General features: G+C 37.3%; 8 protein-coding genes and 1 pseudogene. 5 read left to right on the forward strand and 4 right to left on the reverse strand.

Annotated features, from left to right (window positions below):
- The 3 genes and pseudogenes from J3U18_RS03215 to nusG all read left to right on the forward strand — a co-directional run.
- Positions 1–158: pseudogene (locus tag J3U18_RS03215) on the forward strand (elongation factor Tu); the annotation flags it as partial.
- A 134-nt stretch (positions 159–292) separates the two neighbouring features.
- Positions 293–694: a preprotein translocase subunit SecE gene (gene secE / locus J3U18_RS03220; RefSeq protein ID WP_065563742.1), complete on the forward strand. Its 402-nt coding sequence runs from the start codon at positions 293–295 to the stop codon at positions 692–694.
- A 1-nt stretch (position 695) separates the two neighbouring features.
- On the forward strand, positions 696–1,241 hold the full coding sequence (gene nusG, locus J3U18_RS03225; protein ID WP_065563741.1) for a transcription termination/antitermination protein NusG: 546 nt from the start codon (positions 696–698) through the stop codon (positions 1,239–1,241).
- Between the two features lie 138 nt (positions 1,242–1,379).
- On the opposite strand, the gene J3U18_RS03230 is transcribed toward nusG, so the two are convergent.
- Both J3U18_RS03230 and J3U18_RS03235 read right to left on the reverse strand, forming a co-directional pair.
- The gene (locus J3U18_RS03230; protein ID WP_267352906.1) at positions 1,380–3,299 is read right to left on the reverse strand and encodes an ABC transporter ATP-binding protein; all 1,920 of its coding nucleotides are present in this window, start codon (positions 3,297–3,299) and stop codon (positions 1,380–1,382) included.
- Positions 3,300–3,520: 221 nt separating this feature from the next.
- Positions 3,521–5,524 (reverse strand): OPT family oligopeptide transporter, encoded by a 2,004-nt coding sequence (locus tag J3U18_RS03235; protein ID WP_267352907.1) that lies wholly within the window; start codon positions 5,522–5,524, stop codon positions 3,521–3,523.
- 220 nt (positions 5,525–5,744) lie between these two features.
- On the opposite strand from J3U18_RS03235, the gene mazG reads away from it, so the two are divergent.
- Positions 5,745–6,542 carry a nucleoside triphosphate pyrophosphohydrolase gene (gene mazG / locus J3U18_RS03240; RefSeq protein ID WP_065563738.1) on the forward strand — a complete coding sequence of 266 codons (798 nt, stop codon included), beginning with the start codon at positions 5,745–5,747 and terminating at the stop codon, positions 6,540–6,542.
- On the forward strand, positions 6,535–6,975 hold the full coding sequence (locus J3U18_RS03245; RefSeq protein WP_065735074.1) for a hypothetical protein: 441 nt from the start codon (positions 6,535–6,537) through the stop codon (positions 6,973–6,975). The genes mazG and J3U18_RS03245 overlap by 8 nt, the downstream gene beginning before the upstream one ends.
- 234 nt (positions 6,976–7,209) lie before the next feature.
- On the opposite strand, the gene J3U18_RS03250 is transcribed toward J3U18_RS03245, so the two are convergent.
- Together J3U18_RS03250 and gltB are read right to left on the reverse strand one after the other, a co-directional pair.
- Complete coding sequence (locus tag J3U18_RS03250) at positions 7,210–8,622, reverse strand: FAD-dependent oxidoreductase (RefSeq protein ID WP_267352908.1); 1,413 nt, start codon at positions 8,620–8,622, stop codon at positions 7,210–7,212.
- A gap of 14 nt (positions 8,623–8,636) precedes the next feature.
- Positions 8,637–13,094: a glutamate synthase large subunit gene (gltB, locus tag J3U18_RS03255; protein WP_267352909.1), complete on the reverse strand. Its 4,458-nt coding sequence runs from the start codon at positions 13,092–13,094 to the stop codon at positions 8,637–8,639.
- Between the last annotated feature and the right edge of the window lie 95 nt (positions 13,095–13,189).

Here is a 13,189-nt window from a genome sequence, read left to right on the forward strand (position 1 = left end):
AATTACCAGAAGGCGTAGAAATGGTAATGCCAGGTGATAACATCAAAATGACAGTATCATTAATTCACCCAATCGCAATGGCAGACGGCTTACGTTTCGCTATCCGTGAAGGTGGTCGTACTGTTGGTGCTGGTGTTGTTGCTAAGGTTATTAAATAATTAAAGCAAGCACTATTTAGAAAGGGTGTCGTTTGATGCCCTTTCTTATCTAGTCTGTTTAGCAAAATGTTTTTATTAAAAAGAGCATTTTGGAAAATGGATAATATTATAAATAACATAATTATAGGTTCTATATGCTAGTAAGTAACGAGAGTCAAGATACAAGCACAGTTCTAGACAAGTTTAAATGGGTTTTGGTTCTAGTATTAATTGCGTTAATTGTTTGGGGAAATTCTTATTTCTCTGCGCCTAATGATATATATCAACCAAATACAGTTGTTCGAATCATTGCGGTTGTTGTCATTTCGCTTTTAACCTTATTTATTGCATTTACAACCAATAAAGGAAAATCATTTATAACATTTCTGCAAGAATCACGAAAAGAGTTAAGAAAAGTTGTATGGCCAACTCGTAAAGAAACAGTACAAACAACTTTATTAATAGCTGTTATTACAATTATTGTTGGTACAGCTCTTTGGGGTATGGATTCTTTGTTCCGTTCAGTCATCTTTTATTTAACATTAATAGGGCGTTAATATGAGTGAAACACAACAAAAACGCTGGTATGTGATCCAAGCTTATTCTGGCTATGAAGCACGTGTTGCACAATCATTACGTGAATATATTAAATTACATAATATGGAAGATTCTTTTGGTGAAGTTTTAGTACCAACCGAAGAAGTTGTCGAAATGAAAAGCGGTCAACGCCGTAAAAGTGAACGTAAATTTTTCCCAGGTTATGTTTTAGTTGAAATGATGATGAACGATGCAACTTGGCATCTAGTTAAAAGTGTTCCAAGAACTTTAGGATTCATCGGTGGAACATCAGATCGACCAGCACCAATAAGCCAGCGTGAAGTTGACGCTATCATGAATCGTTTACAACAAGTTGGTGATAAACCACGTCCTAAAACCCTATTTGAACCAGGTGAACTTGTTCGAGTTAATGAAGGACCGTTTGCAGACTTTAATGGTGTAGTTGAAGAAGTTGATTATGAAAAAAGTCGCCTAAAAGTATCGGTATCAATTTTTGGTCGTTCAACACCGGTTGAACTTGATTTTAGCCAAGTCGAAAAAAGCTAATATCTCAAAATACCCATATAAAAAATCACAGAATTAATTCTGTGATTTTTTTTGGCTTATTAATGTAGAACAGTATTAATAAGGCGATATCTGAATTGACTTATACTCCATGGTTTTTATCAATTCTTACCAATCGTTTTATGCCGATTCAAACTCTTCAAGTTGTTGTTGTAAATCCAACCATGCCAATTCTGACTCTTCTTGCTTACCTTTTAACTGGCTTTGTTGTAATAATAATTGTGTTAACTCACTCTTTTTATCTGCTTCATAAATAGAGGAATCGGCTAATTGCCCTTCAATCAATTTTAATTGCTTACTTAACTGTTCGAGCGTCTGTTCCTCTTTTTGTAACTGTTTTTTCAGCGGTTGCATTTGTGCTCGCCGATCGGCCTCTTTGCGTTTTTGTTCTTTACGGTCTTGTGCAGAAAGATTTTTGCTATTGTCATTATGACTATCATCTTGTTGTGGTGGCTGATTTTCCGCTTTCTGCTCGTCGGCAAGCCATTTTTGATAATCATCGAGATCACCATTAAATGGTTCAACTTTGTGATCGTGAACTAAATAAAACTCATCAGTTGTTGAACGTAGTAAGTGGCGATCATGCGATACAACAACTAACGCGCCTTCGAAATCAATAAGCGCTTCAGTTAATGCTTGGCGCATATCTAAATCTAAATGGTTAGTTGGCTCATCAAGTAACAGTAGGTTTGGCTTTTGCCAAACAATTAATGCTAAAACTAATCGAGCTTTTTCACCACCTGAAAATGTTTTTACAGGTTCATTGACTTTATCGCCATGAAAATCAAAACCACCTAAGTAATTACGCAATTCTTGTTCTGTTATTTTAGGATCAGAAAGCTTGGTTAAATGCCAAAGTGAGGATTCTTCACCACGCAAATACTCTAACTGATGCTGAGCGAAATAGCCTAATTGAATACCTTTGGCTAAATTAATATGACCTTCTTTAGGTTGTAATTCTCCCGCTAATAATTTAATTAAAGTCGATTTACCAGCTCCGTTCCGTCCTAATAAACCAATTCTCGAACCGGGAACAAGATTTAATTTAATTTTTTCAAGGACGATTTTATCTCCATAACCAGCAACCACTTTATCCATCATCAATAATGGACTTGGTAAAAATTCAGAAGGTTTAAAATTGAAATGGAAAGGATTATCCACATGTGCCGGTGCAATAAGCTCCATTTTTTCTAACATTTTAATTCGGCTTTGAGCCTGTTTTGCTTTGGTTGCTTTTGCTCTAAAGCGATCAATATAGCTTTGCAGATGGGCGACTTTTTGTTGCTGACTTTCGTATAATGATTGTTGTTGTGCCAATTTAGTTATACGTTGGTTTTCGAATGAAGAATAGTTTCCGGTATATTCAAATAAACTTTTTTGTTCAATATGAATAATTTTATTAACAAGTGGATCTAAAAAGTCTCGGTCATGAGAGATTAAAATAAGCGTTCCCTGATAATTACTCAACCATTTTTCAAGCCAAATCACTGCATCTAAGTCAAGGTGGTTAGTTGGTTCGTCAAGCAGCAGTAAATCAGAACGGCACATTAAAGCTTGCGCCAAATTTAGTCGCATCCGCCAACCGCCCGAGTAGGATTTAACCGGTAAATTGAGTTGTTCGTTAGAAAATCCTAAACCATGTAATAGTGTTGCGGCTCTTGCCCGTATTGTCCAAGCATCAATGGTATCGAGTTGTTCGTGAATAATCGCAATTTGCTCACCATTATTTTCTTGATTAGCAATCGTTAGTTTTTGTTCTAATTGGCGATATTCTCGATCCCCGTCAATAGCGTATTCAATAGCTGGAACATCTAAAGCAGGTGTTTCTTGATTAACCCAAGCAAGCTGCCATTGTGTAGGTATTGATACACTTCCAGCATCAGAGTGAATTTCGCCTTTAATTAATGAAAAAAGGGTGGATTTACCACAACCATTTTTACCTACTAATCCAACTTTTTGTTTAGGATTAATTGTTGCTGAAGCGTTATCTAAAAGCAGATTAACACCACGACGAATTTGGATAGAATCAAAAACAATCATAATATTGCCATCTATTACTCTAAAAACAAGCTATGCTAACAAAAAAAGAACTTTATGCAATACGTTTTACTGGTGATTTATCCGCATTGCATTTGAATCGAATATTTATGATTGATACGGTAAACAATGCGGAAAATGATAAAATAAGATTATTTATTAATATGTTGAATAAAAATCATATTTAATAATTAATGTAATAATTGCCTAAATATTAATATCACTTAAATTTTACTTTTTATTGCCGACAAAGCTCTGCGAATAAAAAGCCAACAGATAAGGATAAATACCAATAATCCTAGGTATTGTGGTAAATCACCTAAGTTTTTAAATATTGCCAATGGGGCATCACTTCCTCCATTAGTAATACTTATCACAATTACTACCGCTAATATAACGCCAATTAAACTTTCACCAACTATTAAGCCAGATGCAATTAATGCTGCTTTGCTATCCACTTTTTTAAATTGTATTTCTGGATCAACATTATTTTTCTTTGCGTTAGCATAAGTATAACGTTTAATAATCCAAGATAGTAATGTGCCAACAAAAATCGGTGTAGTAACACTTGGTGGTAAATAAATGCCTAATCCGACAGCAAGAGCTGGTAATCTAAATTTTGAGTTATTTTTAGCAAAAATTAAATCAGTGATGATAATTATTCCCCCTAATACTAGGCCAATAAAAATCATTGTCCAATCAAGTTTATGCGAAAAAATACCTTGTGCAATAGTTGTCATTAAAGATGCTTGAGGAGCGGCTAAAACTTGAGAAAGATCCATATCACTGCGAGGAACAGCGCCTGTAAAGCCGTAAGCGTGATATAAGGTTTCTAGAATAGGAGCTATAACTAAAGCACCCACAAAGCAACCAATTAATAAAGCAACTTGTTGCTTCCATGGCGTTGCATTGACTAGATAACCTGTTTTTAAATCTTGCAAATTATCATTTGATATACATGCTATTGCTAAAACAGTACTTGTCGTAAATAATGCTAATGCTGTTGCAAAATTCGATCCTTCAATCGTTGATAACATGCCATTAATTTCACCTAGTCCTAATAAAATAAGTGAAACAGCAATAACTGCAACTATTGCAATACCAGACATAGGACTTGCTGATGATCCGACTAAACCAGCCATATATCCACAAGCTGCAGCAACTAAAAAACCCATAATAAAAGAAAACAATACCGCACATGCAACTAATGACCAAGCTATGCCTGTAGATAAGCCACTATCAGCTATAAATGAATAAAAAGTCACGACTAAAATGACTAACATCATCCCCATAATAGAAAAAATCCATTTAGGGGATAGATCGCGTTCTGTTGTGTCTTTTATTGACACATCTGAACGTAGAGTTTTAAAAGAAATTTTCACTCCTTCAATAACTGGTTTTATTAAAGAGAGCAAAGTCCAAACAGCTGAAATAGCAATCGTTCCTGCACCAATAAAACGGATATCGTTGTCCCAAATTTGCATGGCAACTTGAGATAAAGGTAAACTTGAATCATAACCGTTGATAACTGTTAAAATCGGTATGCCAAATACCCAAGCAATAATAGTCCCAAGTAGTATTGCAATACCTGAAATAATACCAATTAGATAGCCTGCACTTAATAATGCTAAAGAAAACCCTAAGGGTATTTGAAATATTGCTTTGCCTGCTGTGAACCAATAAGCTGTATTTCCAGATAGCAGTTTAAATCCATTAGTAAATAAACTGACTAAAGAAGCAATTACGCCACCGAATAAAATATCTTTTAATCCACCATTAGCGTCATTTCCTTCTGCCTTTGACCCAGCCTTTAATATCTCGGCAGCAGCAACACCCTCAGGGTAAGGTAAATCGCTTTTTACTACCATGACATGTCGAAGCGGTATAGAAAATAACACACCTAACATACCACCAGCCAAACATACAGCAAAGGTTAACCAAAATGGGAAATCATGCCAGTATCCCATCATTAATAAGCCCGGAATAACAAAAATGATTGAAGATAATGTCCCTGCAGCAGAAGCTTGCGTTTGAACCATATTATTTTCTAAAATGGTTGAATTAGGGAAAAACCGCAAAATCGCCATAGAAATTACAGCTGCAGGAATTGCAGATGAAAAAGTTAAACCGACCTTTAAGCCCAGATAAACATTTGATGCAGTAAAAATCATTGTTATCAGTGCACCAAGAATAATACCTCTAAATGTAAGTTCTCGTAGTTTATTCATATTTTTAGTGTTTTTTAAGTTTAAATTAAATGTATTATATACTTAATTGTGTGTTTTGAGTGTAAATCTGTGTGATTTTATTGTTTTTAAATTTTTATCCATTGTTTTTAAATGGAAATATTTTTATTAAATTTTGGATGCTTACTATTTAGTTATTAAAACATTACTATTTTGTTTTGATACAATGTTATTTAACAATTACTACTTTGTGAGAAATATCGTGAACCAATTAGAACGTTTACAAGCTATTACTAAACAATTACGTAATCCAATTAAAGGTTGCGAATGGGACAGTAAGCAAACTTTTGAATCATTAAAATCATATACTCTAGAAGAAACTTATGAAGTCTTAGATGCCATAGAAAAAAAAGATATGGCTGAACTTAAAAATGAACTGGGTGATCTACTGTTTCAGATTGTTTTTTATGCTGACTTAGCAAATGAACAAGGTTTATTTAATTTTGATGATATCTGCCTCTCTGTTGCTGATAAGCTGATTAGTCGTCATCCCCATGTCTTTTCAAATGATACTACTGTTAAGCCAAATTGGGAACAACTTAAGCAACAAGAACGTGATAAACGAGCACAATATTCACTATTAGATGATATTCCCACCGCCATTCCAGCATTAATGAAAGCTGAAAAAATACAAAAACGCTGTGCATCAGTTGGATTTGATTGGGTAGAGTTAAAACCTGTTATTGATAAAGTTAAAGAAGAGCTTAGCGAAGTGGAAGAGGAATTGAATAAAACCGCACAAGATCAATCCAAAATTGAAGAAGAGCTTGGCGACTTATTTTTTGCCACCGTTAACTTAGCCAGACATTTAAAAGTTAAATCTGAGTTATGTTTACAAAATGCCAATAACAAGTTTATAAGGCGTTTTAAGCAGGTAGAATTATTACTTAAACAAAAAAATCACAATTTAATTGATGCAACACTTGAAGAAATGGAAGATGCATGGCAAATTGTCAAACAATCTGAACAATTATCTAGCGAAGTAAATCAAAATGACTGAACAAAAAAATGAATTATATCAAGAAATCGAAGCATGGGCACAAAATGCCATTTTACATAGCCCAACGTGGAGTATTAACCAGCTCGATTATTCCGAAAAAAGTATTTCTGTTGTTGAAATTATTATTGGTGAATTAGCTGATAAAAATTTTAGTATCCCTGAAGAACAGCTTAATATGATTGCTCAAGAGTATGGTTGTTACTTATTACTGACAGCCCAAAAATTATACGGCGGTGAGTTTTATTGGAATGAAGAACTTGAACAACCGATGTTAATTTGTTGTGAACCACAAGCAGCTATCGTGTTATTAACTTGGAATAAAGTCAAAGGGCGCCTTTTAGGGGATGAAGCTGATCATCTAGCCTTTTTCTTAGAAGGGTTTGCTGAGGCGACTAAAAATCCTGAAAATGGTTCTCAGATTGTCTATTTATAACCAAATAATACAATAACTAAAGGTTATTCGTTGATACAATTTCATGGTATCAGCTAATAGTCATTAATGCCAATTATCAAAGTGAATATGCATTGGCGATTTCAACCCGATAAATGACGATATTTAGGTTGTAATCAATAAACGTTATGGTTTAGGCAGATCAATAAATATTAAGTAATAAGCCTTACTCCCACTCAGTAGGGAATGGAAATAAGGTTTACTTAGTTAATCACTTTATACTTCTAAGTAATCTAAAATCCCTTCTGCCCCTTTGCGACCTTCGCTAATGGCAGTCACCACTAAATCCGATCCTCTTACCGCATCACCACCAGCAAAGATTTTTGGATGGCTGGTTTGGTAACCTTTGCTTTGTGGTGCGATTATGCGCCCTCTATCATCAAAATCAACACCATGTTCGGCTAACCACGTCATAGAATGAGGTTTAAAGCCAAATGCCATTACAACTGCATCTGCCGGAAGTACAAATTCCGATCCTTGAATTATCACCGGAGAACGACGACCTTTCGCATCAGGTTCGCCAAGCTCCGTTCTTACCATTTTTACACCAGTAACATGACCGGCATCATTGATTTCGATGCTCAGAGGTTGTACATTGAATTGGAATTGTGCGCCTTCTTCTTTAGCATTTTTAACCTCGCGTTTAGAACCCGGCATATTAGCTTCATCACGGCGATAGGCGCAAGTCACTTCAGTTGCACCTTGACGTATAGACGTTCGAACGCAATCCATTGCTGTATCACCACCACCTAATACCACGACGCGTTTATTTTTCATATCGACATAAGGCGCATCATCAGTTTGTTGGTGTTGCATAATATGTTTGGTATTAGCAATTAAAAATGGTAGGGCATCATAAACACCATCGGCATCTTCATTTTCTAGGCCTGCACGCATTGATTGATAAGTACCAGTACCAACAAAAACTGCATCAAATTCATTGATGAGATCGGCTAATTGTACAGTTTTACCCACTTCAGTATTAAGGCGAAACTCAATTCCCATTTCGGTAAAGACATGTCTGCGGTGAATTAAGACTTCTTTATCTAATTTGAAAGCAGGAATACCAAAAGTTAATAGGCCCCCAATTTCCGGATGACGATCAAAAACAACTGGTGTAACACCATTACGTACTAAGACATCAGCGCAAGCTAATCCAGCAGGGCCTGCACCAATAATTGCGACTCTTAGTCCAGTTTTTTCAACGTTAGATAGATTTGGTTTCCATCCCATTTTAAAGGCTTCATCAGTAATATAACGTTCAATACTGCCAATAGTTACGGCTCCAAATTCAGCATTTAAAGTACAGGAACCTTCACAAAGACGATCTTGCGGACAAACTCGTCCACACACCTCTGGTAGACTATTGGTTTGGTGAGATAGCTCAACCGCCTCTAAAATCTTCCCTTCATTAATTAATTTTAACCAATTTGGGATATAGTTATGTACTGGACAGCGCCATTCACAATAAGGATTACCACAAGCCAGACAACGATCTGCTTGTGCTTGAGATTGCGAGGCTGAAAAGCCTTCATAAATTTCAACAAACTCAATTTTACGGACGTTTAGCGATTTTTTAGGCGGATCAACACGTTGTAAATCGATAAACTGATAAACATTTTGACTCATATCGTGTTTTCTCCTTACTGTGCTTGCACACGTAGCTCTGCTGAAGAGCGACTACGGTGACCTAATAACGCTTTAACATCACTAGATTTTGGTTTAACTAAAACAAATTGTTTCGCAAAATCTTCCCAATTAGCTAATATCTCTTCTGCCCAAGATGAGTGAGTAAGCTGTGCGTGTTCCATGATTAAACCACGTAAATGTTCTTCATGAATCGAGTGGTCAGCTACATTTAACATTTCCACCAACTCTTTATTAATACGCTTATGCAAATCACCATCGGTATCTAAAATATAAGCAAAACCACCAGTCATACCAGCACCGAAGTTTACGCCAGTTTTTCCTAAAACACAGACAATTCCGCCCGTCATATATTCGCAGCCATTATCACCAATGCCTTCAACGACACTTATGGCTCCAGAGTTACGCACAGCAAAACGCTCACCCGCCCGACCAGCAGCAAATAATTTACCGCCAGTTGCGCCATATAAACAGGTATTACCAGCAATGGTTGCTTCATGGCTCAAAAATGCAGAACCTTGTGGTGGACGAATGACAATGCGACCACCAGCCATGCCTTTACCAACATAGTCATTAGCATCCCCTGTAAGGGTTAAATCCACACCACCAGCATTCCAAACGCCAAAACTTTGACCAGCAGTACCATTGAAGTTCAACGAAATAGGGGAGGTAACCAAGCCTTGATCGCCATATTTTTTAGCAATATAACCGGATAAAGTGGTACCAACAGAGCGATCTGTATTTTGAATGTCAAAGTAGAAACTTTTAGTTTGACGATTATCAACCGCATCTTGTGCTTGAGTTATGATCTCTTTATTAAGCACACCTTTATCAAATGGTTTGTTATCTTCAATACAGTGAACTGGTTTGCCTTCAATAGGTGATGCTGTTTTAAGTAAACTTGATAAATCCAGTTTTTGCTGTTTTGCAGTAATACCATCTAGTTCAATAAGTAGATCAGTACGACCGATTAAATCAACAATTTGTCTAACACCAAGTTCAGCCATAACTTCTCGAGTATTACGCGCAAGAAAACGGAAGTAGTTCATCGCTTTTTCTGGCAATCCATGATAATGTTCGCTACGTAATTTTTCGTCTTGAGTGGCCACGCCGGTTGCACAGTTATTTAGGTGACAAATACGGAGGTATTTACAACCCAATGCAACCATTGGCCCAGTACCAAAACCAAAACTTTCAGCGCCTAGAATTGCAGCTTTTACAATATCTGCCCCGGTTTTTAACCCACCATCAACTTGCAAACGTATTTTATGACGTAACCCGTTAGCAACTAATGATTGCTGGGTTTCAACCAAGCCAAGCTCCCAAGGGGAACCCGCATATTTAACTGATGTTAATGGGCTGGCACCAGTACCACCGTCATAACCTGAAATGGTGATTAAATCTGCATATGCTTTAGCAACCCCTGTTGCGATAGTGCCTACTCCTGGTTCAGAGACTAATTTAACCGAAATCATTGCAGTTGGATTAATCTGTTTCAAGTCAAAAATCAATTGAGCTAAATCTTCAATTGAATAAATATCGTGGTGTGGTGGAGGTGAAATTAATGTTACCCCCGGCACAGAAAAACGTAATTTTGCAATATAAGGGGTGACTTTATCACCAGGTAATTGTCCTCCCTCACCTGGTTTTGCGCCTTGGGCTACTTTGATTTGAATAACATCGGCACTCATTAAGTAGCCTGGTGTAACACCAAATCGACCAGAAGCCACTTGTTTGATACGTGATACTTTTATCGTGTTGTAACGAGCGGGATCTTCTCCACCCTCACCAGAATTAGAAAAACCACCTAATGTATTCATTGCTTCAGCTAATGATTCATGCGCCTCTGGGCTTAAGGCACCGATTGACATGGCAGCGGAGTCAAAGCGTTTAAACAATGATGATTCTGGTTCAACTTCATCAAGCGAAATAGCCGCGTTTTCAGGAGGATTTAGTTTTAATAAATCTCGTAGAGTTGCTGGTGGTCGATTATTTACAATATCCGCATAACGTTGATAATCTTCATAATTACCTTCATTAACTGCTTTTTGTAGTGATTGCACCACATCTGGATTATAAGCGTGGTATTCACCACCATAAACAAATTTGAGTAATCCACCTTGTTCTAATGGTTTACGTCGTAACCATGCTTTTTTAGATAAATTAAACTGATCTTGAGCAAAGTCCTCAAAATTGGCACCACTGATACGGCTAGTTACACCTTGGAAGCATAGCTCAACGACTTCTTCATGGAGACCAACTGCTTCAAATAGTTTAGAGCAACGGTAAGAAGCGACTGTTGAAATCCCCATTTTTGACATAATCTTATATAAGCCTTTATTAATACCATTACGGTAATTAATAATCGCTTCACGGTAAGATTTATTCATCGTACCATTATCGACCATTTGCGCTAAAGTTTCATAAGCTAAGTATGGATAGATTGCAGTTGCGCCAAACCCTAGCAAGACTGCAAACTGATGCGGATCTCGACAGCTTGCGGTTTCAACAATGATATTGGCATCACAGCGTAGATTTTTTTCAACTAGACGTTGTTGCACTGCGCCAACAGCCATTGGGGCTGGAATAGGTAAGCGATCTGGCGCTATATTTTTATCAGATAGGATTAGTAGTACAGTTCCTTCACGTACTTTTGCTTCGGCATCACCACATAATTGTTCAATTGCATCACGTAAGCTACCATCAATTTCATAAGTGATGTCAAGCGTTTCAGATTTGTAGTAGCGTGATTCTAAGGTCGTTAATTGTTTAAAATCCGAATGAACTAATACCGGGTATTTAAAAGCAACTCGATGAGCTTGACCTTCAGCTTCAGCAAACACATTCATTTCACGACCAATGCTCGTTGATAGCGACATCACGTGTGCTTCACGCAATGGGTCGATAGGTGGGTTAGTTACCTGAGCAAATTTTTGTCGGAAGTAATCATAAATTAAGCGAGGACGACTTGATAATACCGCAAATGGCGTATCATCGCCCATAGAGCCTGTTGCTTCTTGACCATTTTCACCTAAGACTCGAATACACTGGTCAAGTTCTTCACTGCTATAACCAAATTGTTTTTGGTAAGTAGCTAGTAAAGTATCGTCATAATCACGAGAGCCGATATCATCATCAGGAAGATCTTCAAATGGAATCAGTCGTTTTACATTCTTAGCCATCCATTCTTTGTACGGATGACGTTTTTGTAAATCGTTATCCGTTTCTGACGATTGTAAAATGCGACCTTCTTCAGTATCAATCACTAGTAATTCACCGGGGCCAACACGTCCTTTGGTCACTACTTCATCTGGTTGATAATCCCAAATACCAATTTCGGATGCACAAGTAATTAGTTTGTCAGTGGTAATCACATAACGTGCAGGGCGAAGGCCATTACGATCTAAGTTACAAGCGGCATAACGTCCATCGGACATAACGATACCTGCAGGGCCGTCCCACGGTTCCATATGCATAGAGTTGAAATCAAAAAAAGCACGGAGATCTTCATTCATATCCGGATTGTTTTGCCATGCAGGAGGTACAAGTAAACGCATAGCACGAACAATATCCATACCGCCTACTAAAAATAATTCAAGCATATTATCTAGCGAGCTTGAATCCGAGCCTGTAACATTAACAAACGGCGCGGCATCTTGTAAATCGGGTATAAGTGGCGTTTTGAATTTGTAAGATCGCGCTTTAGCCCATTGCCGATTACCCTCGATAGTATTAATTTCACCATTGTGGGCTAAATGTCTAAATGGTTGAGCAAGTGGCCAACGCGGTACGGTATTGGTTGAAAAACGTTGATGGAATAAACAAATAGCTGTTTCCATACGAATATCAGCCAAATCTAAATAGAATCTAGGTAAATCTTTAGGCATACATAAGCCTTTATAGATATTGACCTGATTTGAAAAACTACATACGTAAAACGTATCATCTTGCACACGTTTTTCTATGCGGCGTCGTACCATATATAAACGACGCTCTAAATCAATTTTTGTCCATCCAGCAGGGGCATTAACAAAAACTTGTTCGATTCTTGGTAGTGATGACAGGGCGATTTCACCCAGAACGCTTTTATCAATTGGTACTTCACGCCAACCTAAAATAGATAGAGTTTCTTCGGCTAGCTCTTCTTCTACAATATCACGGCTTGCTTGGGCTTCGGCTTCATCTTGGCTTAAAAATAGCATGCCTACAGCATAGTTTGTTGCCAAACGCCATCCGGCATCTTCTGCGACAACTCTAAAAAATCGATCTGGTTTTTGCATTAAAAGCCCGCAGCCATCGCCCGTTTTACCATCGGATAAAATGGCACCACGGTGTTGCATTCGAGCAAGTCCGTGGATTGCAGTACGCACCACTTTGTGACTTGGTTGCCCTTCTATATGAGCGATTAAACCAAATCCGCAGTTATCTTTCTCATGATGCTGGTTATATAACATATCATTGCCTCTAATTCATCGTTATTATTTTTTGAGAAGATATAGGCATTAATCCCATAATAGGTGTGAAGGTAATTAAAAATAGGTTTTTGGTC

Origin of the sequence: Gilliamella sp. B3482 (assembly GCF_026536805.1) — a bacterium.
Classification (GTDB): Bacteria; Pseudomonadota; Gammaproteobacteria; order Enterobacterales; family Orbaceae; genus Gilliamella; species Gilliamella apicola_E.

Coding starts and splice junctions, on each gene's coding strand:
- secE (WP_065563742.1), top strand. CDS start 293: ATGCTAGTAAGTAACGAGAGTCAAGATACAAGCACAGTTCTAGACAAG.
- nusG (WP_065563741.1), top strand. CDS start 696: ATGAGTGAAACACAACAAAAACGCTGGTATGTGATCCAAGCTTATTCT.
- J3U18_RS03230 (WP_267352906.1), bottom strand. CDS start 3,299: ATGATTGTTTTTGATTCTATCCAAATTCGTCGTGGTGTTAATCTGCTT.
- J3U18_RS03235 (WP_267352907.1), bottom strand. CDS start 5,524: ATGAATAAACTACGAGAACTTACATTTAGAGGTATTATTCTTGGTGCA.
- J3U18_RS03245 (WP_065735074.1), top strand. CDS start 6,535: ATGACTGAACAAAAAAATGAATTATATCAAGAAATCGAAGCATGGGCA.
- J3U18_RS03250 (WP_267352908.1), bottom strand. CDS start 8,622: ATGAGTCAAAATGTTTATCAGTTTATCGATTTACAACGTGTTGATCCG.
- gltB (WP_267352909.1), bottom strand. CDS start 13,094: ATGTTATATAACCAGCATCATGAGAAAGATAACTGCGGATTTGGTTTA.